The organism is Sphingobacterium humi, from assembly GCF_009768885.1.
Taxonomy (GTDB): Bacteria; Bacteroidota; Bacteroidia; order Sphingobacteriales; family Sphingobacteriaceae; genus Sphingobacterium; species Sphingobacterium humi.
This window is the reverse complement of the sequence record NZ_WSQA01000013.1, coordinates 11056-33398: the sequence shown is the minus strand read 5'-3', so window position 1 is coordinate 33398 and position 22343 is coordinate 11056. Positions and strand designations below refer to the sequence as shown.

The following is a 22343-nucleotide window of genomic DNA, read 5'->3' as shown; positions in this document are numbered from 1 at the left end:
AATGCATATAGGTTACAAAGTGTGTAACAATTGTTACCAAAGCAGGGCTGATATCTAAGGGCTTGATATCCATTTCTATATAAATTTTTAATACATTTGGCCAACAAATAACCTTTACCAACTTGAGTACTTTCATATCTTACCTAACAGCCTTTATGCTGCTGTATTTACCATGTGCCTTGTATGCGCAGGATGCCCGAAAAGAAGTGGTGACCTTTGAAGATGCCTATAAGCGGAAATACCAGATTACAAAACTTAAAGAGCAACGTCCTCAAATCGATGGGAAGCTCGATGAAGCCATTTGGCAGCAAGAAGGGCAATGGTCGGAAAAGTTCTCGCAGGTTATTCCTTTTGAACGGGTGTATACCGGATCTTGGACGCGGGTGAAGTTATTTTATGATGATCAGAATATCTATGTAGGCGTCTATTGTAAAGACATCCATCCCGAAACCATGAATGCCTTTATCGGCAACCGCGATGATAATAGCAATGGCGATTTAATCAGTATCGCTTTTGATACCTACCACGATTACCGGGTTGCACCAGAGTTTAATATAAACCTTGGTGGAAATAAGACAGATTTGACGGTGACGGATAAGCTGTCGGTCAACCTGAGTTGGAATGCCGTTTGGGAGGGAAGGACCCATATCGATATGCAAGATTCCAGCTGGACGGCAGAACTGCGGATTCCCTTTAGCCAGCTGCGGTACAATCAAAATAATCCAGATGGTATTTGGGGTTTACATGTGCGCCGCATAATCCGACGCAACAATGAAGTTCAAAACTGGAGTTTAATTCCCATTAAAAACAATGGCCATGTTTTCTCCTTTGGGGAGATGCATGGGATGGATGATCTTCCGAAACCCCGCGGCATGGAAATCCTACCTTATGCCATGGGCAAGTATGTAAATGAACCTAAAATTCCCAACAGCCCCTTCCAGAAAGGCCATAAGTTCCAAGGCAACGCCGGCTTGGATGCCAAGTTTTCCCTCAGCGATTATACCCTGGATATGACCATCAACCCGGACTATGGCCAGGTAGAATTGGATCCCTCGGTGATGAATCTTACGGCCTATGAGGTGTTTTACGATGAAAAAAGACCCTTCTTCTTGGAAGGGAAGCATATTCTAGAATTCGATAACAATGAACGGGGGATGATGTTTTACTCCCGACGGATCGGCGCCCGACCGTCCTATACCCCACAGGGGATAGATAATGTGGCTAATTTTGCCAGTACGCCATCCTTTATCCCTATTATCGGTGCCATGAAACTTACCGGAACGAATAAGAACGGCCTGACGGTAGGCTTGATGGAAAGTGTGACCGCTCGAACCTTCGCCCAAACCGCCCGAGATGGCGCCCGGAGTGAGGAAATGACCGAGCCATTGACCAATTACACGGTGGCCCGCCTGCAGAAAAATTGGGATGGAAACACCTTGTTTGGAGGCATGCTAACCTCCGTAAACCGCCACCTATCTGAAGACCATTTAAAAGAGTCGCTGCTCTCCAATGCTTTTACTGCCGGTTTAGATTTTACCCAATATTTTTCCAAAAGACTATATTATATTGATGCTAAAGCCATGTATAGCCACTTGCAGGGCTCGGAAACGGCGATATTAAATAAGAAGCGGAATGCCACCCATTATTACCAGCGGGAATCAGGACGCGATTATTTAGACTTGGATCCCACCGCCACGAAAATGCAAGGAACAGGCGGCTATGTTAAGGTTGGAAAAAAAGGAAATGCCCAATGGAATTACTCGCAAACCTTTAACTGGTCTTCCCCGGGTTTTGACTTAAACGATGTAGGCTATAATAAAGAGTCGGATTACCTCTTGAATGAGTCGGAGATTGCCTTTCGCAAAACCGACCCTTGGGGGCCTTTTCGCTTTGCCGGCATCAACCTGACCCAGAAAAATATCTGGAACTTTGGCGGCCAAGCCGTAAACAATGACCTAGGTTTGCGCTGGCGCAGCTTAAGTACGGTTCATCGTTTTGAAATGGATGTAAAAGAAACCTTTAGCTGGAATACCGTCGATAGCCGACGCTTACGCGGAGGGCCCGATATGCGCTATGGCGAGAATTTTGAAACCAATGTAGACCTTAGTACCGATAGGGCCAAACGTGTCGTGTTTAAAATTCTCTACAACGGGCGACATTACCTGCATGAAAAAACCGGCTACAATGCCTTATATCCAAGCTTTATTTTCCGCCTCGGCAATCATGTCAAACTGACTACCCAGTTTAACTATGCTTCAAACCGCGATGAATTGCAATACGTCAATACCGTTATTCCGACCGGGCAAACCGCCGATAATCCACAATATATCTTAGGCAGAATGCAACAAAAGACCTACGGCATCACCCTGAATATGCAAGTTAATGTAACGCCAGACATCTCTATCCAGTATTATGGCTCTCCGTTTACATCGGTGGCCAAGTATGATCGATTTAAGGAGGCTACCTCCACCTTGTCCAAGCGTTACGAAGACCGCTTCTCGGCCTTTTCGCCTGAGGAAATAGTATTCGCCGGAGGGCGATATCATGTCGCTCGAGATGGGAATCAATTTAGCTTTAAAGATCCGAACTTCAGCTTTAATGAATTTCGATCCAACTTCGTGGCGCGTTGGGAATATAAACCCGGCTCTACCCTCTATTTAGTGTGGGAACATAATCGCTCCAAGCAAGATCTGCAGTATATGCCGGGTTGGGGTAACAACATCGATCGGATGTTTGGATTTGCTGGCGTAAACACCATTATGATGAAATTAAACTACTGGTTCAGCCTCTAGCAAGATAAATTTTCTGTTTACGGAAAGTAAATTTTTTATTAAAAGTGCTTCAATTATTTGCTAATCAACTCCTTAGTTGTTAAATTGTAGAGAAGGGTAGCCTATTCATTCCTGAATGATTGAATTCCCCATTTAAATTTCAGGTGAATTAACAGGCCTCCCTCCCAGCATTTTTTATTAAATAGGAGGATCATTATGGAAAGTTTAAAATTCGAAATTGCTTCGGCATCTCAAGCGCAACTACAACAAGTTAGGGAAGTATTAGCTACGCTTTCTTCCATTAATGAATGTCAGATTTCTCCCTATAGCAGTGGCTATCTGGTTTCACTGGAAGGGATCAATATGAAGATTCACCCCATTTTAACAAGCATCTCGTCTTTAGGGATCGAGGCCGAACGCTTGTTTGAAGAATAAGCGACCTTGCGCAACATGGCTTAGCCAGGTTTCTTACACTAGAGGCCTGGTTGGTGTTGTTGTGGGGATTGAATTAACTTCGTTTTGTTGTCTTTTTGTTGTCGTTTTGTCTCGTGCTTTCATCGTGAGGGGGTAAAATGTTTGCAAAATTTATTGGAAGGTGATGACATGAGAGGTCATAGCTTGTTAAGCTTTGCTTACTAACTGCGGCCCGCTTTATATTACGTGCCGGCAAGTATTGTCATCGTGAGCGGAGTCGAACGACTGGTACGTCAGTGCAATCAATTAAACCTAACACTAATATTAATAATAGTTTACAAGAACTGGTCAAGTAGATTGTCTTTGTTGGTTTCATTGCCCTATCAATACTTAGCCTCCGTAAAACATTTTGACATAAAGCTTTTGATAAGCAAGCTGATGCATTTGTTGATTGCAGTGACGTACCAATCGTTCGACCCCTCTAATCATGATGTGTTTATACAAAATGCTGTAAGTAAAGCGGTTATGTATTGACGTACCAGTCGTTCGACTCCGCTCACGATGACAAATCTCACAACACGCTCTAACTACTAACTACTCAATACTAACTACTAAGCTCCCTCCTTTTGCGCTCCCCCCTTTCTCCTCCCTTTCACTTCCCTTTCAAACCCCTTTCACTCCCCTTTGAAATGGGCTAATAAAGAGAAGTGAAAAGGCTAAGAAAAGGAAGTTTTAGGGCGATCATCCAATGTTGTTTTACATCCATCGTTTCAGTAGGTTGAATAATCTGTCTTTCCCCTGATACGGCGGGTAAATCAGTGTTGACAGGGAGAACCGAGTTTGTTTCATCATGGCTCTTTCATGGGAAAACGCTTTAAATCCATAGAAGCCATGGCAGCTTCCCAGTCCGCTATGATTTACGCCGCCAAAGGGGAGGTTAGGGTTAGAAACCTGTATCAGCACATCGTTGATACAGACTGACCCAGAGCTACAAGCCTGCGTCAACTGATTGATAAACTTGTTGTTTTTTGCGAAGATATACATAGCCAAGGGTTTGGGTTTGGCTTGGATATGTGTAATTACTTCTTTGAGATTCTTATAAGGGATGATGGGAAGGATAGGGCCGAAAATCTCTTCCTGCATCAATTTGCTATCAGGCGATAGCCCGGCAATTAAGCTTGGAGGCAGGCTGTCCTCTTCGTTTACTTTTCCTTCCCACAGAATGATGGCATTTCGTTGCTGCGCATCGAGCAATAATGCTTCGAGTCGGTTTTTATGTCGGCTATTAATAATTTTCGCATAGCGTTCCGGGTACATGATATCTGCTTGGGCGAACATGCGGTTGATTGCGGCTTGGTAGGCCTGGCAGAAGGCGAATATGGCATCCTCGGGTAGGTAGAGGTAGTCTGGTGCTATGCAGGTTTGTCCGGCATTGATCAGCTTGCCCCAAGCAATTTTTGTGGCTGCCTCATAAATATCGGCATCGGGGCCAATAACCACGGGCGATTTGCCGCCCAGTTCTAAGGTAATGTTGGCCAGGTGTTCTGCGCCGGCTTTCATCACCTGTTTACCTACTTCGGGGCTACCGGTAAAGAATATTTTATGAAAGGGTAGCTTAAGCAGTTCTATGGCCACTTCTTTTTCGCCCAAGAAGCAATCTACTTCTTCTTTAGGGAAGGTTTCCCGAATGAGGCGCTGCATCATGGCGGCTGTGCGCGGGCTATATTCCGAGGGTTTTAAGATGGCGGTACAACCGGCGGCGATGGCAGAAACCAAAGGGCTCATGCTCAATTGGAATGGGTAGTTCCATGGCGCAATGATTAAGGCATTGCCTAAAGGCTCATACTGGATCCAATTGCTGGAAAGAAAGCTAGTGAGCGTAAATGCTTTCCTTTTTTTGGCCATCCAGGATTCCAGCTTATTGATAGCATGGTCTATTTCACTATAAATAAAATATACTTCCGTTAGGGCAGCCTCCTGTTTATTTTTTCTTAAATCTTCCTGTAAGGCTTCAAATAAGCGATCCTCATATTGCGCAATAGCCTGTTTCAAGCGCCGCAATTTCGCGATGCGCTCCTTGGCATTCGTCATGCGCAGGGCATGCTGCCGCTCTTGCTGAGCAGCAAACACATGGGATAAGGAATGTTCCATGATGCGGTTTCTTAAAACAGGTAATTGAGTTTGTGTGTATTTATAATTGTTTTATCCATTCTTTAATCAGATCTACGCCTTCGGTATGAATCATGGACCGCGCCAGTTCAGGCATGGCTGTGCCAGGTTCGGTGCTGTGCATGCGATAATACAGGATGGATTGCTCCGGAGATCCGGGTACCAGATCATAATCCAAGCCCCCAGCGCCCGACCCAGCGGATACCGGCCCCTTATAATACCCGAGTCGCACGGTATCCGCTTCGGTATACTCCAAAAAGAGTCCGGTATTATAGGCGTCTCCGCCCCGACGATGGCAATGGCTGCAATTGATATCTAAATAGGCTCGTGCACGTTGGTTGATGTTGAAATTAGCTTTATCCAACCAATTCGGTAAGGCCTGCACCTCGCTTAGGTCAGGGAGATTGGCTAAATGCCCCTCCTTTGCCAATTGCAGCAATTGATTCTCGGCACGTCCGGCACGGGTATAATTCATATTACGGGCCTTTGGACCGATGGGCACTAATTTTGAATCTTTAATATGGCAGCGTTTGCAATCGTTGGTATTCGGCACCATGTAATTGGTTTTATGCAATACACCTTGATCGTCTTTTAAGCTAATGGGCAGTACCACGCCGCGGATAAATTTTTTCGCATCTTGCTGCTCCTCGTCCCAAAGGTAATTCATCACCTTCCAATTGTGATCGGCCGGATCTTTAACCAACAGGCGGGTTTCGATCATGATTTTTTGATCCTGACTGTTGCGGTACGCAAAGTTCTTGATGATGATGGTCGAGTCTGGAAAGTCCAGTTCTTCATTATTTACAAAGCTCATCTTTGTTCCCTCAGGCAGCACAATAAAGCGATCTTTAATGGCATAATCCGAAAATAGGGCACTGCTAAGGTCGTAAGAAATCAAGTGTTCATTCGGGTTTAATTCCGCCAGCTTTCCTTTGAAAAAACCATAATCAGAAAGCTTTTCCTTGAATTCAAAGGCAGCATGTGATGGCTGCTTTTTTTGCGGCTGCTGGCAAGCCCAAAGGCCCAACAGCAGCAGCATAAATCCGCAACTTACTTTTACTAGGTTGCTACTCATTATTTGCAAGCAAAAGGGTCCATATTCGTGTTCGGTTTCCAATTTGCAGGGTTCTTCACATTGGCAAAATCAGCATTGACAAACATATTCTCCCCCGGTTGGTTGATGCATAGTTTATCCGGGTTTGGATCGGTTCCCTGGCTCATGATATTACTGGTTACCCCATCGTACAAGATGGCCGGAATGCGTTTATTGGTTCTATCCGGATGCATGGCATTCAATTGTTGCTCGGTGGCAATAATCAATTGGCCAACGCGATGCTCGTAGGCTGGCTTCGGAAACTCCTTGCCCATACTGATGGTATTGCCATGAATTTTAATCTGGGTAGGGATAGGGGAGTAGTTCTCATTAATTTTCTCGGCGGCTTTATCGTCTACCGTAAATCCGGAGGCAATGGTGATGGCCGAGCTGTTGTTGTTTTCAATCTTGTTGTTATAAATTTCTACTTCCGATGTGGCTAAAATAATGACCCCACTACCCGGCGAGGCATTGCCTACGCCCCATGAGGTGCCAAAGCTTCCCGCCTTCGCGAAATTCTTGAAGTTATTATCATGAATATGGTTGTTATAGGCTTTTATGCGGCCACCACGTTGGGAAAGATCCGGTAAATCAAACACCAGGAATCCGGCGGTATTGTTGTAGAATTCGTTGTCATAGACCTCGGCATCGGTGGAGTTTTCAATTTCGCATCCGGCTACATTTTTAGCTGCTTTGCTATTTCTAACAATTGCGCCTTTGGTTTGCCCAACATAAATACCGGCATCGGAAGCCCCTTCCGCATAGCAGTTCTCAATCAATACGTTACTGCATAATACAGGGTAGATGCCATAGCCGCCACTGGTTGAATCGGCGGTGCTCCAGATGGCATGTAAATCGTTAATCACGATGTCTTTGCCATTGTTTATTTTCAGCAGATCGCCTTTGGAGTCTCTAATTTCGAGGCCTTGGATTTTGAAGTTGCTGACATCGGTTACCCGGATGCCTTCGCCACCTTGCTTTTGATCTTTAAAATCGAGGATGGTTTTTTTAGGGCCCGCGCCATGGATCAAGATGTGGTTTACCTGGGCAATACTGAGGTTTTGAAATTTGTAATTGCCTTCTTTCAAGTATATTTCGGTGCTATCTTTCAAGGAAAGGAAAGCTTCTTCAATTTTTTCTTCTTCGCCTGGTCCAAAGGTCAATTGCGTTGGATAGCTGCCCGATTTCTCCGTGCCGTTTTTACAGGCTACAGTAAGGGCGAAGCAGCATAGTGCCAGGATGGATAATCTTTTCATAGGTATTGTTTTTAGGTTCATCTTAAAAAATATTATAGGCATAACTAATGTAATACATGGCACCGATACGTGGGTTGGCAATACCGGTAGAGTAGTATTTATTGGTGATATTGGTGCCGCCAATCCGGATGCCGGAGCGCGCTTTTAAAATTTTATAGCTGATCTGGGCATCAATAACCGTAGACGCTGGCACTTCCCCTTCGCCTAAGCCACCGGCCACGGCATAATGATAGCCTGGTTTATAGCGTAAGGTGGTGTTGAAGGACCATACTTGTTTTTTACCAAATCCGCTATTTCCAAATTCCATGTTGACGTGGTAATTCGGTGTGTTGAAATTATTGATCTGGCTGTTGTTTTTGTTCTTCAGGAAGTCGGAATAATAATTCACCTTGCCCGTAAAATTCTTGCCCAAATCTACCCGTACACTGGCTGCATAGCCGTAGGTATTCACTGTTTCGCCACCATTGAAGGCAATATTGTAAACCATGTATTTGCTTTGATCTTTAAAGGCATTGACGTCGTCGGTTCCCGGGCTATTTGCTACGTTGGCATAGCCTATGAAGTTTTCCCAGGTAGAATAATAACCCAACACATCAACCATCACGCGTTTCGCAATAAGTGCGGCATAACCTAATTCAAAGGAGTTAACCGTTTGTGGCTTGATATCATCGTAAACAAATTTCTTCAAGACCGAAGGGTCGTTTGTGTTCTGAAACTCTTGTACACTGGCTAGCGTGTATGGTGGGAACTCGTTGAAATGATAATGATCGTTCAGCAATAGGTTGGAGCCGCCTGAAGAAAAGCTGTTATAGCCATTCATGGTGTTTTGCAAAGCCTGGATGTTGGAAGGAAAACTATAGGCGTTCTGATACGAGAAGCGTAGGTAGTTTTGTACGGCTGTTTGTAATACGGCCGATGCCCTGGACGTTAACTTTGGATCGCCAAATAAGGTGTTTTTATCTAAACGGAAGGAGGTGTTTAACGTTAAACGATCTTCCAACAGGCGTTTACCCAAAGAGAGGTATCCACTGTATTCATTCACCCGAATTGGCTTTTCTTTATCCGGGAATAGGGTGTTTTTAGAATCCAGGTTATACAAGCGCCAGTTTAATCCGGCGATGACATCCAGGAAGGGAATCAGGTTTCTAAAATTATATTGAAATTCGGTGTTGTACAATTTGGAGCGATCTAAGAAGAGTGTTCCACCCTCGGATATTGGGGTTTGGGAGATTTGTTTTTTCAGTTCGTTAAATTCCGCAGAACCCTCTACCAAGCGACCCTGATCGGCAAATTGGCGGGCTAGTAAATGCGCTTGTTGTTGGTTGGAACCCGTTGCTAAGGCGCCTATAAAGGCTTCGGTGTATTCCGGATACCAACCGCCTACTTGTCCATCGTAACTTACCTTCCAAGCTTCGTTGATTAATTGCGCGGTAGGGCCTGCAATGAGGGTGTTTCCGGAATTTTCGCGGGTGGTATAGGTTCTAACGAACCAATCGTCGCTTTTCAGTTCCAAGCGGTATTGGCCTACTTTAAAATCGTTGATTTGATAGCGGGTATCGTTGGTATATACGATGTTTCCGGTTCCGAAGGTGCCCGACGCAATGGCCTCTAAGTTGGAGGTGAAACGATAGCGTAGTTCCGCATTTACCTTGAAGATATTGGCGTTATTGTCGAGGTAGCCGTATTCCGGATAGCCGGTTCTGGCCACGTAATTTGGCTTGGCCAATAGGGGCTCGATAAGTGGCGCTAAATCTTGGTTTCCCATCATGGCGGCATAGAGGAAGGGGTTGATATCCGTGCTCGTCGCGCCACCATACATATTGATACCGTTGTAATTCGGGTCGACATCAGGGCCGCCCGGTCCATTTTTATTCTGTGTATCATTGGCTACCCAATCTTTTGCCTGCGTGTATTGCGCGTTGATTTTGTAGGCAAATTTATCATTGATGGCATTGGCGTAACGAATGGCCCAATCGTAAACCGGAGAGGATGATACAGGGTCGTTATTTTTCTTGTTGTTGATATGGTTTACGCCTTGGGTTACCAAAACGCTAAGGCCTTTGTATTTAAACGGGTCTTTGCCTGTCATCACCATGGTTCCATTTAATCCCCGAGAGCCATAGAGGGCAGAAGAAGCACCCGAGAGTAATTCAATATTGTCTACATCGAGTTGCGATAGGCCAATCACGGAGCCCAAGGGAAAGTTTAAACCCGGAGCTTGATTGTCCATCCCATCTACAATCTGGGTGAAGTTGGTGTTTCCGCTGGTGTTGAAGCCGCGGGTGGTAACCGAGGTAAAGCCTAAGCTGGAAACCGTCACATCGACCCCACGGAGCCCTTGCACCATATCCATGTAATTGATCTGCGGTGAGTTTTGAACTTCCTTGGCACTGATCTGTTCGATCGTAACGGGCGAGGAAAGCTTGGTCTGTACCGATCTACTGGCCGATATCACCACTTCCTCTGCCATAGTGGAGGCTGGGTTTAATTGGATTTGTAGGGCTTGCTGGCTGTTTTGAACGACAATTTCTTGTTTTTCATAACCGATAGCCGAAATCAATAGGGTAACGGGAAAGGCTTTGCTAAATCGTAATTGGAAATTTCCTTTGTCGTCGGTAAACGTACCGGCACGATCATCCTTAACACGAATGGAAATAGCCGTGGCTGGCTCTTGGGTTAATTGGTTCTTAATGTTCCCGTGCAGGATCTGTTGGGAGAATCCGGCAAAAGGCGTAAGCATGCAAATCACCAACATCAAATAGGCAATGTTTCTCATGGTTATTAGGTTAGTTTATAATTAGGTACAATTACAAACAAGCCATATTACTCAACTGCCTTGGGGATCTGCAAAATCTACTTTATTCCTTCAAAAATTAATGTCACGAGGGTCTTAATGTCTTTAAGGCTCTGAGTATAGTCTATATTGGTTTCTCTTTTGAGAATAGCTTGTTGCTCTACATTATGCTTTAGGGCATCGGTGAAATTGATGAGAACGGAAGCGACCTCCTTGGGGTCTTTCATTCTTATTTTTTTATCCTTAACGGCTTTTTCTAATAAGGCGGTTAAGAATTCTTTTTCCCGATGCATCAAGGCATCATACAATTCAAAAAAGCGCGGAAGCAGTTTATGTAACGTGTCAACAGATACGCGGTTCATATTCAAAACCTGGGTATAATAATTAAATCTGGATTCCAGATAAAATGCGACACAGTCTTCGATTTCACTTTGTTGAGCCGTGGCATCTTGGAGGGTTTTAATGTATTTTTCACCTTCCCGTAATGCGACCTCAATAAAGATGTCTTCCTTCTTTTTATAATAATAATATAACGATGTTTTATTCAGGCCTACGGCCTTGGCTATATCATCTAAAGTGGTCTTATCCAGACCATAGCGTTCGAAACATTCCATCGCGGCCTGCTCGATCCGACTCTTTACCTGTTCTCTTTTATTCATCGCTTGATTAAAGTTAGATAATAGTTTTTCAATTTTCAAACATTTTGTTAAAATATTTGAAAAATAAATGTTGTATGATTCTTCTAGTCTTAAAATACGGGGTTTTAATCCGTATTGGCAATATATTGGCCTACGGTTTTGCCGGTGAAAATACAGCCTCCTAAAAAGGTGCCTTCTAGGGCATTGTAGCCGTGCATGCCACCACCTCCGAATCCGGCAGCCTCGCCAACGGCAAATAAATTAGGGATCAATTCTCCGGATTGTAAAAACGCCTGGCCATTTAAGTTGGTTTCTATGCCTCCTAATGTTTTTCGGGTAAGAATTTGAAGACGAACTGCTATGAGGGGGCCATGCTTGGGATCTAATATCTTATGGGGTTTGGCGGTTCTTGCGATTTTATCGCCCAAGTAGCGGCGGGTGTTCTGCAAGTAACTGACCTGAAAATCCTTCGTGAATTTATTGTCCATTTCCCGATCGCGGGCTTCGATGATGGCTTTGACGTTTTCGAATTGAAGTAACCCTTCGCCACTTAAGGCATTCATTCCTTGTACCAACTCTTCCAGGTTTGATGCCACGATAAAGTCTTCACCATGCGCTTTGAAGGCCTCAACCGGCGCAGTTGCCTTTTTTCCGAAGAGCCGCTTCAGAATCAGGCTATAGTCTTTGTTGGTAAGGTCGGGGTTTTGTTCGGAACCAGATAAGGCGAATTCTTTTTTGATGATGCTTTGGTTTAAAATAAACCAGGAGTATGATTTTCCACTGTTTTGGATATGTTGAAGGGTGGCTAGGGTATCAAATCCCGGGAAGAGGGGCGCAGGAAGCCGGTTGCCAAAGGCATCGAGCCAAATGGAAGAGGGCCCTGGCAATATCCGGATGCCATGGTTTGGCCAAATAGGATCCCAGTTGGTTAGCCCTTCGGTATAATGCCACATGCGGTCTTTATTGATCAAGCGTACTTGTGCATCTTCTGCCGCCTGCAGCATCTTGCCATCTACATAGGCGGGTACACCGCATACCATATGCTCTGGTGGGGTTCCTAAGCGTGCCGGCCATTGCTTCTTGACCATGGCTATGTTGGCACCAATGCCGCCGCTGGCAATGATGACACGTGCTGCCTTGAGCGTAAAGCTGTCTACGATTTCTCGGTTACTCGCTTTGCCACGTGCGGCATCATCTTCGGCTAAGCGATTTCCAGATAGCAGGATGCTGCCATTGGCCTCCAGCTGCAGCTTACTGACCTGATGCCTGAATTTAAACTCGAGCAGGCCTTGTTTTTCCATCGCCAAGGCATGGTCTACAAAGGGTTTGACAACGCCAGGGCCGGTGCCCCAGGTGATGTGAAAGCGGGGGACTGAATTGCCATGGCCTTGCGCCTTGCCGCCGCCACGTTCGGCCCATCCTACAATGGGGAAGAACCGCATGCCTAGGGATTTTACATACTCGTACTTTTGGGTATGGGCAAATTGCAGGTAGGCCTCCGCCCATTGCTTTGGCCAATAGTCTTCCTCGCGATCAAAGGCTGCGCTGCCCATCCAATCTTGGCAGGCCAAGGCGAAGGAATCTTTCACCGCCAAGCGCCGTTGCTGTGGCGAATTGATAAAGAATAAACCACCAAAAGACCAAAAGGCTTGTCCACCTAGATTGTTCCTATTCTCTTGTTCCAGCAGGATTACTTTCTTTCCGGCTTTAGTGATTTCATAGGCAGCAACTAAACCAGATAGTCCAGTACCTATGATGAGGGTAGGGGCTTGGTTCATAATTGATTTTTTTAAGAAAGATAGGAAAAAATTGGATAGGGTGAAGGAAGGGAGGATTTTTTTTAGACTGCTGTATACGGTTTTTAAAGCACGGCGTTAGAAGCAGGCTTCTTTTTTAATTTGTATTAAAAAGTTTGTTTTGGTTAAATATTTTAAATTAAAGTATAAATTCATTACCTTGTGGTAATACGAGTAATTTAATTGTTTTTAGCTAATTCTTTAACTATGAAGCCGCAAATTGCATTGTCGAAAATGGGGGATTATGTGTTAATTGGTCATTTAAGACAACAAGAAGAGCAGGTTTTTAATGAACTGTTTGATCGTTATTTTAAGCGATTATTTAGCTTTGCCCATAATTTATTGGGTGATGTGGAGGTGGCCAAAGAGCTGGCCATGGACGTTATGCTGAGGCTATGGCAAAAGCGAGAAAACCTCTCCCTAAATGAAGGGGAAACTTTATTACCCTATCTATTTAGGTCGATTCGCAACGCCGTCATCAATCATATGCGGAAGGCTACTATTCTGACCTTCCCCATCTCCTCGCAAGAGGATCTCGATATCTTATCCAGCCAATCTGCCGATAGTAATTTATACCTGCAAGAGTTGGAGCAAGCCTATGAGCAGGCCTTAGCTGCCTTGCCCACCCAGCGTCGCAAAATATTTCTCATGAGTAGGGAGGAGTACCTCACCTATGCCGAGATTGCCGAGCGCTTAGGGATCTCCATCCATACCGTCCGTAATCAGATGAGTGCTTCCATTGATTTTTTAAGACGCAGGATTTTGGAAAATCCACGTGAATTCGATCCTATCCTTACCCTGATTTTTATCTGTGGTGGATATGTCGCCTAGCGGAAATTATCCCAAATCCTGCGCTTATTGTATCTATCGGTCTATAATATATCGTCCGGGGATAATGGATAGCCTGTAAAGTAGATATTGGGTCTTTCAATACTTGTCATTTGTGCTAAAAAGGCAGTCCCCACCTCAAAAGTTGTCAAGCTGAATTGATCCGTTTTTACTAAGGCCAATACGGGTTCCATGTGGGCTTTGATTATATTTGCATTGCCTTGAACGACAATCAGTGGGTTTAACGGCAATGCCGTAAATTTATATACACCGTCCTTTGTTTTTGTATAACTGTGGGGATAGGATCCTTGATAAACATTGCCGCTCAAAGAAAAAAGGACATTTAGCGACATCTGTTGGGTTTCTATATTGAAAGCAAAGCTAAGCATCAAAAAGCCGGCGCCTATGGTCGATAATTTCTGACTGGACTCCTCAAAGATAGCTCCGAAATCTGTTGACCAATTTGGTAAGGCTTGGATGAGTTTGGGTGAAGGTAAGGAAACATAAGGGGCTAATCCGTTGCCGAGTAAAAGGTGGAGAGGTACGGTAGGACTGTTGGTTCCTCGAAGATCCAGATTAGCTCCGTTACTTAGCACGGCGTAAGTTTTCTGCGTTGGATTATACGAAAACCCCTTTATCAGATGGCTGCCGATACGAGTCGGATATTTTAATAGCACCTGGTTAATTCCATAATAGAATTGGTTGGTCTCCATTTTAGGCAGGCCATTGACGCCATAGAAGAAGAATGCTGTCCGGTTGGCGGAATCGATCGATAACTCGATATCGCCTACCCCCGAAAGATGGAAAGAATGAAAATTCTTCTGCTCCATATATTCAGATAAAGAAGTCAGGGAATGACTTAAAAGGCCACTCTCATAGCTTTGAATTTGAGCCGCCGGAATATTGACTAATTTCAGTTCATCGCCATTGCGATTTCCTAATAATACGATGGTGTCGGCGCTAGCATACCGGAAGCTGTAACTAGTATCGGCAGACATGGTTCGAAAGCCTTCCTTATGGGTGATAACATCCAAATAGGTGCCTTCAGAAAAACTCAGCACCGCTTGATTGGCCGTCGCTGTCAGGGTATAACTTCCTTCTTTCGCTTTTTTTGCTGAATTATCATCCAAATCGATCATATTGAGTAGCTTTCCGCTGGGGTCTAACTTAAAAAATAGGCTGTAGATGCCGCCGGATTTCGGAATTAGGGTCGCATGCCAGCCGGAGGATCCTTTTTTAACGATGTTGGTAAACTGGGCTAACAGCGAATCGGGGTGAGGATGTACCTTTTCCACGGCATAGCTTTCCATTTTATCTCTTTTACATCCGTAGCCAAGGAAAAGAAAGAGAAGCCCGATCCCAAAAATATATCTAATTGTTTTCATTTCTTTAGTTTTTAATTAATCAAGCCGACAAAGCGGAAATTAGTAAGGCTTTTACTTTGTCCAAATGCCCGCAATTGCGGAGTAGTTAAATCGAAATCAAACTCCATCGCCCCATCGGTCAAGCCATCGATTATAGGCTTAAAACCCGGTTCAATTACCGTTGAATTCCCATCCATGGGCCCTTCATATTTAAGTTTAATGGCATTATCCTGCTCGGTATAAGAAAAGGCGAAATTAGCATTGAAACTATAGGGAGTTTGTCTAATAATCTGGTTCACTACCACCAGCTTTTCCGATTTATTAATCGCAATGCGCATCTCCGGGAAAGTTGTGCCGGCCCTTAATAAAGCTCTCATGGCTGTAAGTGCGGCCGTTCTGCGTAAATCAAAGTCAGATTTATTCCCTTGCGAAGTAGTTTCTATAGGAACACGGATAAGCTGATAGCTGCTGCCCCACATCAAAAAGAATGGAAATAAGGGGTTTTCAGTTTTCTGAATTTCCATGGTTTCTTTCGCCAATGCTGCTTTTATGACGGGTGCTCCAGCGACTTCTGTGCGAATAAATCGATCGATATGGATACCGCCCTTTATAAAAGGTTCAGAAAGGATAAGGTCGTTCTCGCCAGAGAAAGCAAAACCCAGTAAGGCTGTTTCCATCGTTTGACCTACGGAATAGTTAAAGGCCACTGTTTTCTGACTGATATTCATATTCACACTGTAGACCGTGTTGGCATTATCTTTTAAAAACAAAAAGGAGCTGGTTTGGAAAAAACGAGTGGCGTCTGCCCGTAAGGCATTGAGGTTTCCACGTTGATATGCTGCTTTTTCTGCGGCACTTGCTTTGACTAATTGGAGCTTGCTGTTGTTGAGATTTCCTGTCAAAAGGATGGTATCCCCTTTAACCTCACGGAAGGAAAACTCGAAATCGGATAATAGCCCCCAACCGGCTGTTCCTCCATTAACCCTATTATCCGGATCGGCCAGTTCATGGAGATAGGAATAGGTGTCGAAATAAAGTGCCGGCAGAAGCGTAGCCTTTAATCGATAAGAACTCTGGGCTGCTTGATTTCCGGATTCTGTCCGAAAGTCTGCAAACATGCTGACCTTGTTTTCTTTGTTAAACTCAAACCAAAATCCGTAGCCTCCGACGGAGCCGGTAAATAAATGTGCTTTCCAGCCGTGCGGGGCTTCCGTTAATAGGATACTATAGCTTTCGAGAGCTGCTGTCAATTTCTGGTCGGGTCTTTCCCCTTTAAAATCATCCTTGGAACAGCTGCTGATGCCAAGTAGCAGAAGTCCACTAAGTAGGATGCCAGGTATTGCTATTTTATTTTTCATGATGATCTTCATTTCATAATGCCATTACTGGCTATAAGTTAATATTAGGCTAATTGGTCGGGCTTTTATAGTTGTTAATAGCCTCTTGGGTTGCCGCCTGCAATGCATTGAAGTCGATTTTATACTTGCTGGCAAAATACTCGATAATCATTTGTTGTTTTCTGCGAAAGATGTTTTTGGAAGCTTCCGGCACATCGTCTTTCGCAATCACATTATCGTAATATTCTTGGCCAAACACCAATAAAAAGGAAACCGTTTCCACGAAGTCCTCATCGGCATTGGATTTCGCATAGGCGGAAATTAAACCCTGCCGATGGGCATCGTCATCAGTATTATTAAACCATGTTGCAGTATACCATTGGGGGTTTAGGAATTTCCATTCCAAGGGGTATAGCACATTTTGGTGTAGGATATGTGCAAACTCATGGTGAATGGTGTGCAACAGCTCCTGGAGTGCTTCTTTATTCGCTGGATTGAAATCATTCAAGCGTAGCAGTACAATCTTTCGTCCGCCTTCCGCCTGTCCGAGCACAATGGTACCATTGGTATTGTATTCCGCACTTCCTGCCAACACAAACTGGCGGGGCGCAAAGGTTTTAATGAAGGTTTGGCCGGCAACTTTTTCATAAGGCAGCAACCATATCTGTTTTACAGCGTTTATGACTTTAATAACCTGATCTTCCTTAATGGGCACCAGATTGCGTAAGTAGTTTAATTCGTAGGGATCCCATTTGTATTTAATTTCAATGTTATAGGGGGTCAATAATTCCTTATCTATCCACTGGTCAATGGGACCGGTTGTCCACACATCGCCACCTAACCCAACAATTGGGGTTTCTGGAAGAGGATCATCATTGTTACAGCTTAAAAGGCTAAACAAGGCTATCCCAAAACAGCAATATTTGATTATCTTTTTCATCTTAGTTAAGTTCTTCCTGCTTCAGTCGAGAAGACGAAGCAATTGTTTCTAAATTAGTTTAACAGCTTACCTCGGGTTCAATTCAATACCGGAGCTTTGGGCTTCTTGAGGGATTTGGAAAATCCGCATCGGATCATTAGGTCCTAAGGTGAGAACCTTGCCATCCGTGGTTCGGTGCACCACTTTCAATTTGTGGCGAATGATATCAAACCAACGCATGCCTTCGTGCATAAAATTGAATCGCTTCAGATCTAATACGCATTGCACAAGGGCATACTGCAAGTCGGAAGTTTCATAAAAGTTTAAGAGCTTATTGCGGCTGAGCAGGAGTGCTGCGGAGAACACCGGATTCTGCTGACTAACAACCATGCGTGTAGCGACATAATGATTAAGGTCGACAAGGGCAGCGTCAAAATTTCCAAGCATACTGTTTGCCTCTGCTCTGTTAAAGAGAACTTCCTCCATCGTAAATAAAGGGATCATATTATAGGGAATCCCCGTTTCGGCATGTAAATCTTGCCGCACAAAGTGCTCTCTGAACTTAGGTATATTTAGTGTAACATCGTTTCCATAGATATTATATCCCCAAGATCCTCCACTCACGTTGGAGCCAAATAGGCTTTGAAATGTCGGATAATCAAAACTATAGCGATAGCGCGGATAACTTCGCCCCCAAATCGAGGGTGCTTCCACCAGAAGGATATTGGCGGCGTTTTCGGCACGCGTATACTGGGCCTCTAATTCATAATATTGTAAACTACGATAGGTAGCACTATTAACCTGACGTAATAATGATTTTGGATCTCCCGATCCTAACACCAGATTCGAATGCTCAATTACTTTAGCATAATTCTTTTTGAAGAGGTAAAACCGACTGGCAAAGGCATGCGCAGCATTGGTGGTGAAATGGTATTTTGGCGATTTATAAATCCGGTCGTCGAGTAAAGGTAAGCCGGCCAGGAGGTCCTTTTCAATGGCTTCATATACTTGGCCAACTGTTCCACGTTCGTATTTTTTAACAACCACATCCTCTACACTGGTTACATAAGGGATTCCGGGTTTTCCTGCGTTTTCCTTTGGATCATCGCCCCAGGCGAAAAGCTTCACCAGCATAAAGTGTGCATAGGCACGTGCCACTAAAGCTTCCCCTTTAAAGGCATTTAATGTAGCGCCTTTACCTTGTTTTTCAATCGCTTGCAAAGCATGGTTTGCCGCGGCTATAGCCTTGTATGCAGCGTTCCAATAGTAGGTCGGCGAATCGGAATAGATGTCTGCCACATCCTGGAAGAGGAATGGGGCTGAATTTACTTGTGATACCGTTCCAGAACCTTTATCGCCGGCATTATCCGAGATGGCTTCCGTAAATGGAATGTAATTGGCCTGCGGATAGGCTGTAGCTAATAACTCGCCAATGTTTTCGTTTTTTTCGAGGTCAGCGCGTTGATCAGGAGTTACATCCAGGAATTTATTGCAACTCGTACATGCTAAACTTAGCAGGAAGAGCGCGAGTAGATAATTCGTTTTTGTTTTCATGATATGTGTTCTAATACTCATAGCCCTAATTTTAATGATAGTGTATACTGCTTAGGTAATGGCATGGCCACACCCCCGGAGCCAAAGAACTCAGGATCTTGACCGTTTAAGTCCTTATCAGCATAGAGAAGCCAAATATTATTTCCTACCAAGCTGATAGTTGCACTTTTGGCTTTAAACCGTTGTAAGAATTGCTGCGGCAGGCTGTACGAAAGCATAACTTGTTTTAGTCTTATAAAATCACCGTGAGCCGTCCTTTGGGTCGAGTAATTGTAATTATTGTATGGGTAGGAGGCCTCAAAGCGTAGTTTATCATACTCACGTTTATCGAGGATTGAAGGTGCCGCCTGCTCGCCATAGAGTAGCCAACGGTTTAAAAACTCTTCGCCAGTGGCATCCAGCTCAGAATAAGAGCTGTTAAATACCGGACGCAAGCGAACCACATTGCCACTACTGAAGGTAAATAGCGCCGATAGGCGGAAATTGCCATAATTCACGCTATTGAAAAAGCCTCCGGTAAATACCGGGTCTATGGGGCCTTCATATATTAAATGGTTTGTATTTAAATCTTGAAGATATACGGCACTGCTGATTTCTCCTTTCTCGTTAATAAATTGCGGGATTCCTTTCTCCGCATCTAAGTTTTGGTAATTCAAGGAGAACAAACCACGTTGCGCATAGCCTACCTTCGGACCACCATCGGTATTGATTAAGGACCAGATGTTAGGCTCATTGAGCAGGTGGGTAATCTTCGATTTATTATGGCCAAAGTTTAGATTGGTATTCCATTTCCACTTGTCCCGATTGATAAACTGCATACCGATGGTCGCTTCAATCCCTTTGGCCTCCATATCGGCATAGTTGGCAAGTTTTACGGCTTCACCGCCGATACCGCCAGTGCGCACCCTGCCAATTAGATCGTAACTTTCATGTGCATAATAATCCACGGTTAAGTTTAATCTACGTTGCAATAAACTAAGGTCTATACCCACATTGGTTTTATACATTTTCTCCCAGGTCAGTTGCGAGTTTTCTAGGTTTTCTAGCGAAATTACCGACTCACGCTCCGAAAGATAGGGGCGGTTTGCGGATGCATTGCGTAAGACGATGCTGGAGTTAGTGGCAGGCCCACTGCTGGCAGTCAGACCGTAACTGGCGCGCAGCTTAGCCGAATGGAAGACATCTTGCTTATTGAAGAAATCTTCGGCATCGATGTTCCAGGAACCACTGATGTTCCAGGTGGGTAACCATCGTGCTGTATTCGATTTACCCATTAAGTTCGAACCATCATAGCGTAAGGTTGCCGCAAAGTTGTAGCGATCCTTAAAGGTATAACCCGCATTTAAACCGTAGGCTAGAAAACGATCGTAGCGCTTGGTCATGGAATAATAATCCTGATTGGCTTCTACCATCATTTTTAAGAAGTTCGGATCCACATAAGGCGTTCCGCCCTTATCAAATTGATAACCATAGCCATTAAAAGTTTTAAACTGTCGGTCGGCATAGCGCATTTCCATAAAACCGTAGGCCCTCAAATCGTGTATTTCGTTGAACCTCTGGCTGAAGTCCAGGGAATTACGGACGTTATAGCTCTTCAAGTACGAGTCGTTGGTGAAGTAAAATCCGCCATAAGGCAATACTGAAATAGGCTCGGCTTCCGGATTATCGGGGTTTCTGTAGAGAAAACGATTGATACTTCGGATCGTTGCATCCCCATCGGCCCGATAAGCCTGTGGCATATTTGAGTTTTCATAAACGTTATGTTCTTGGTTGGTTTTTGCATAGCGGTAGGCACCTTCAAAGGAGAACTTCAAGTTTTTTAAGAATTGATAGCGCAAATCACCCTGCACCTTAAAGTCCATAAAACTCAGGTCTATAGTATTCTGGTTTAGTTCATGCAGAATATTGAAGGGGGCAAAATTGCGACGGAAGTATTCCAGGTCGCCCGCTTCATCATAGGCTGTCAGTGCCCTACTGGTATTCATGGCGTAATTGAAGGGGTTAATGTCGAAGTCGCGATTAAACATCCCACTGACTGGGTTGCTGGTACGTCCTAGGGTTCCCGGGGCATTCTGATTCCGAATGGATCCTTGGGTAATCAAGCCATAGCTAAATTTCGGGTTCGGATTAAAGGTGGCCCGTAGGTTTCCGGTAAAGCGCTCTACCTGATCGCTGATGCTCCAACCATTATCGTTTAGATAACTAGTGGAGGCATATAATTGTGATTTTTCCGTACCTGTTGACATACTTACGGTATGTTCCTGCATCAGGGAATTGTTGAACAGCAGGTCGAACCAATCGGTATTGGAATAGGCATAGCGTTCTAAGAATTTACGCCTACTGGGGGCATCGTTTCGAAGGCCATAACTGCCATCCGATTCGTTATATTGGAGAATCAGGTCGGCCATTTTACTATAAATACCCCCATTGATCGATCGGGCGGTGGTACCATAATTCAACCAGCCTTTCCGCTCCAGCTCCGCATACATAGACATTTGATCGTAGGAATTAAGGATGTCAAATTGCTGATAGCTAGGTTTAAGGTAGGTGGTGAAATTACCATTATACGAAACCATAGGTTCGCCAATACGTCCTTTTTTGGTGGTCACTACCACCACGCCGTTCATGGCACGAGCTCCGTAGAGGGATGTGGCTGCCGCATCTTTCAGAATTTCAATACTCTCGATGTCGTTGGGATTGATGCCGGCAACAGAAGATCCTATTAAGGTATTGGGGTCACCGGTAGACAGCTGCTCGTTGGAAATATTGATGATATCCTCGAGGATAATCCCATCGACCACCCATAGCGGTTTATTATCGCCGTTGATGGAACTGACGCCGCGGACCCGGATTTTAGGTGCCGCCCCAAACGTACCGGATACGTTTTGAACGGAAACCCCGGCCACCTGCCCCTCCAGCATGCGGGAGATATCCGGAACCCCATCGCGTAATACATCCTCGGCTTTAAGTTTGGTTGAAGCTCCTGTAAATTGGCGCTTACTCAAGGTCTGGTATCCCGTTACCACCACGTCTTCAATAACTCGGGTTACTTCGGTCAGGGTAACCTCTATCGTTGTTTTCCCTTGCAGGGGCAGCTCTTGTTTATGATAGCCTAGAAGTTGAACGACCAGGGTGGCATTGCTGGCTGCGTTGAGACTAAATGTTCCATCGGCTCCCGTACTTGTCCCAACGGTTGTACCCTTGACCTGAATGGAGACATTCGCAAGCCCTCGGCCGCTCGCATTTACCACGCGTCCGCTAATGCGCTGTTGTTGTACAAAAGTACTCAAGCTATCGCGCTCATTCGCTGTGGTAGGGTATGGCAGCAAGGGTATTAAAAAATAAGCCAAAAAACTTGCTTTGATTAAATAGCGTTTCATAACTGTTTGTTTAATATGTGTTTGCCCTTA

Annotated in this window: 14 protein-coding genes; 3 read left to right on the top strand and 11 right to left on the bottom strand. The window is 44.6% G+C overall.

Features of this window, described 5'->3' with window-relative positions; all coding sequences use genetic code 11:
- Nucleotides 1-122: 122 nt before the first annotated feature.
- The gene (locus tag GQF63_RS15480) at nucleotides 123-2792 is read left to right on the top strand and encodes a DUF5916 domain-containing protein (RefSeq protein ID WP_212592606.1); all 2670 of its coding nucleotides are present in this window, start codon (nucleotides 123-125) and stop codon (nucleotides 2790-2792) included.
- 195 nt (nucleotides 2793-2987) lie between these two features.
- The gene (locus GQF63_RS15475; RefSeq protein ID WP_160370146.1) at nucleotides 2988-3206 is read left to right on the top strand and encodes a hypothetical protein; all 219 of its coding nucleotides are present in this window, start codon (nucleotides 2988-2990) and stop codon (nucleotides 3204-3206) included.
- A 735-nt stretch (nucleotides 3207-3941) separates the two neighbouring features.
- Here the strand turns inward: GQF63_RS15475 and GQF63_RS15470 are convergent.
- The 6 genes from GQF63_RS15470 to GQF63_RS15445 all read right to left on the bottom strand — a co-directional run bounded on the left by GQF63_RS15470 (nucleotide 3942) and on the right by GQF63_RS15445 (nucleotide 12913).
- On the bottom strand, nucleotides 3942-5336 hold the full coding sequence (locus GQF63_RS15470) for an aldehyde dehydrogenase family protein (RefSeq protein WP_160370145.1): 1395 nt from the start codon (nucleotides 5334-5336) through the stop codon (nucleotides 3942-3944).
- A 40-nt stretch (nucleotides 5337-5376) separates the two neighbouring features.
- Nucleotides 5377-6429 carry an SO2930 family diheme c-type cytochrome gene (locus GQF63_RS15465; RefSeq protein ID WP_160370144.1) on the bottom strand — a complete coding sequence of 351 codons (1053 nt, stop codon included), beginning with the start codon at nucleotides 6427-6429 and terminating at the stop codon, nucleotides 5377-5379.
- Complete coding sequence (locus tag GQF63_RS15460) at nucleotides 6429-7703, bottom strand: parallel beta-helix domain-containing protein (protein WP_160370143.1); 1275 nt, start codon at nucleotides 7701-7703, stop codon at nucleotides 6429-6431. Before GQF63_RS15460 ends, GQF63_RS15465 begins: the two co-directional genes overlap by 1 nt.
- Nucleotides 7704-7725: 22 nt before the next feature.
- Nucleotides 7726-10479, bottom strand: a complete 2754-nt coding sequence (locus GQF63_RS15455) for a TonB-dependent receptor (protein WP_160370142.1) — start codon at nucleotides 10477-10479, stop codon at nucleotides 7726-7728.
- A 77-nt stretch (nucleotides 10480-10556) separates the two neighbouring features.
- Entirely contained in the window at nucleotides 10557-11156 is a 600-nt protein-coding gene (locus GQF63_RS15450; protein WP_160370141.1) for a TetR/AcrR family transcriptional regulator, read from the bottom strand.
- A gap of 104 nt (nucleotides 11157-11260) precedes the next feature.
- Nucleotides 11261-12913, bottom strand: coding sequence for an FAD-binding dehydrogenase (locus tag GQF63_RS15445; protein WP_160370140.1), 1653 nt, complete (start codon nucleotides 12911-12913; stop codon nucleotides 11261-11263).
- Between the two features lie 225 nt (nucleotides 12914-13138).
- Here GQF63_RS15445 and GQF63_RS15440 point away from each other — a divergent pair, with 225 nt between their 5' ends.
- The gene (locus tag GQF63_RS15440; RefSeq protein WP_160370139.1) at nucleotides 13139-13762 is read left to right on the top strand and encodes an RNA polymerase sigma-70 factor; all 624 of its coding nucleotides are present in this window, start codon (nucleotides 13139-13141) and stop codon (nucleotides 13760-13762) included.
- A 41-nt stretch (nucleotides 13763-13803) separates the two neighbouring features.
- Here the strand turns inward: GQF63_RS15440 and GQF63_RS15435 are convergent, their stop codons facing one another.
- The 5 genes from GQF63_RS15435 to GQF63_RS15415 form a co-directional block, all read right to left on the bottom strand.
- Nucleotides 13804-15144: a DUF4302 domain-containing protein gene (locus GQF63_RS15435; protein WP_160370138.1), complete on the bottom strand. Its 1341-nt coding sequence runs from the start codon at nucleotides 15142-15144 to the stop codon at nucleotides 13804-13806.
- A gap of 11 nt (nucleotides 15145-15155) precedes the next feature.
- A complete protein-coding gene (locus GQF63_RS15430) occupies nucleotides 15156-16481 on the bottom strand; it encodes a DUF4302 domain-containing protein (RefSeq protein ID WP_160370137.1) in 1326 nt (441 codons plus the stop codon).
- A gap of 49 nt (nucleotides 16482-16530) precedes the next feature.
- Nucleotides 16531-17400, bottom strand: a complete 870-nt coding sequence (locus GQF63_RS15425) for a zinc-binding metallopeptidase (protein WP_160370136.1) — start codon at nucleotides 17398-17400, stop codon at nucleotides 16531-16533.
- Nucleotides 17401-17466: 66 nt separating this feature from the next.
- Entirely contained in the window at nucleotides 17467-18954 is a 1488-nt protein-coding gene (locus GQF63_RS15420) for a RagB/SusD family nutrient uptake outer membrane protein (RefSeq protein WP_246163574.1), read from the bottom strand.
- Nucleotides 18951-22313, bottom strand: a complete 3363-nt coding sequence (locus tag GQF63_RS15415) for a SusC/RagA family TonB-linked outer membrane protein (RefSeq protein WP_160370135.1) — start codon at nucleotides 22311-22313, stop codon at nucleotides 18951-18953. The genes GQF63_RS15420 and GQF63_RS15415 overlap by 4 nt, the downstream gene beginning before the upstream one ends.
- Between the last annotated feature and the right edge of the window lie 30 nt (nucleotides 22314-22343).

Excerpts from the sequence above, each read along its gene's own strand:
- GQF63_RS15475 (WP_160370146.1), top strand. The coding sequence starts at position 2,988 with ATGGAAAGTTTAAAATTCGAAATTGCTTCGGCATCTCAAGCGCAACTA.
- GQF63_RS15470 (WP_160370145.1), bottom strand. The coding sequence starts at position 5,336 with ATGGAACATTCCTTATCCCATGTGTTTGCTGCTCAGCAAGAGCGGCAG.
- GQF63_RS15465 (WP_160370144.1), bottom strand. The coding sequence starts at position 6,429 with ATGAGTAGCAACCTAGTAAAAGTAAGTTGCGGATTTATGCTGCTGCTG.
- GQF63_RS15460 (WP_160370143.1), bottom strand. The coding sequence starts at position 7,703 with ATGAAAAGATTATCCATCCTGGCACTATGCTGCTTCGCCCTTACTGTA.
- GQF63_RS15455 (WP_160370142.1), bottom strand. The coding sequence starts at position 10,479 with ATGAGAAACATTGCCTATTTGATGTTGGTGATTTGCATGCTTACGCCT.
- GQF63_RS15450 (WP_160370141.1), bottom strand. The coding sequence starts at position 11,156 with ATGAATAAAAGAGAACAGGTAAAGAGTCGGATCGAGCAGGCCGCGATG.
- GQF63_RS15445 (WP_160370140.1), bottom strand. The coding sequence starts at position 12,913 with ATGAACCAAGCCCCTACCCTCATCATAGGTACTGGACTATCTGGTTTA.
- GQF63_RS15440 (WP_160370139.1), top strand. The coding sequence starts at position 13,139 with ATGAAGCCGCAAATTGCATTGTCGAAAATGGGGGATTATGTGTTAATT.
- GQF63_RS15435 (WP_160370138.1), bottom strand. The coding sequence starts at position 15,144 with ATGAAAACAATTAGATATATTTTTGGGATCGGGCTTCTCTTTCTTTTC.
- GQF63_RS15430 (WP_160370137.1), bottom strand. The coding sequence starts at position 16,481 with ATGAAAAATAAAATAGCAATACCTGGCATCCTACTTAGTGGACTTCTG.
- GQF63_RS15425 (WP_160370136.1), bottom strand. The coding sequence starts at position 17,400 with ATGAAAAAGATAATCAAATATTGCTGTTTTGGGATAGCCTTGTTTAGC.
- GQF63_RS15420 (WP_246163574.1), bottom strand. The coding sequence starts at position 18,954 with ATGAGTATTAGAACACATATCATGAAAACAAAAACGAATTATCTACTC.
- GQF63_RS15415 (WP_160370135.1), bottom strand. The coding sequence starts at position 22,313 with ATGAAACGCTATTTAATCAAAGCAAGTTTTTTGGCTTATTTTTTAATA.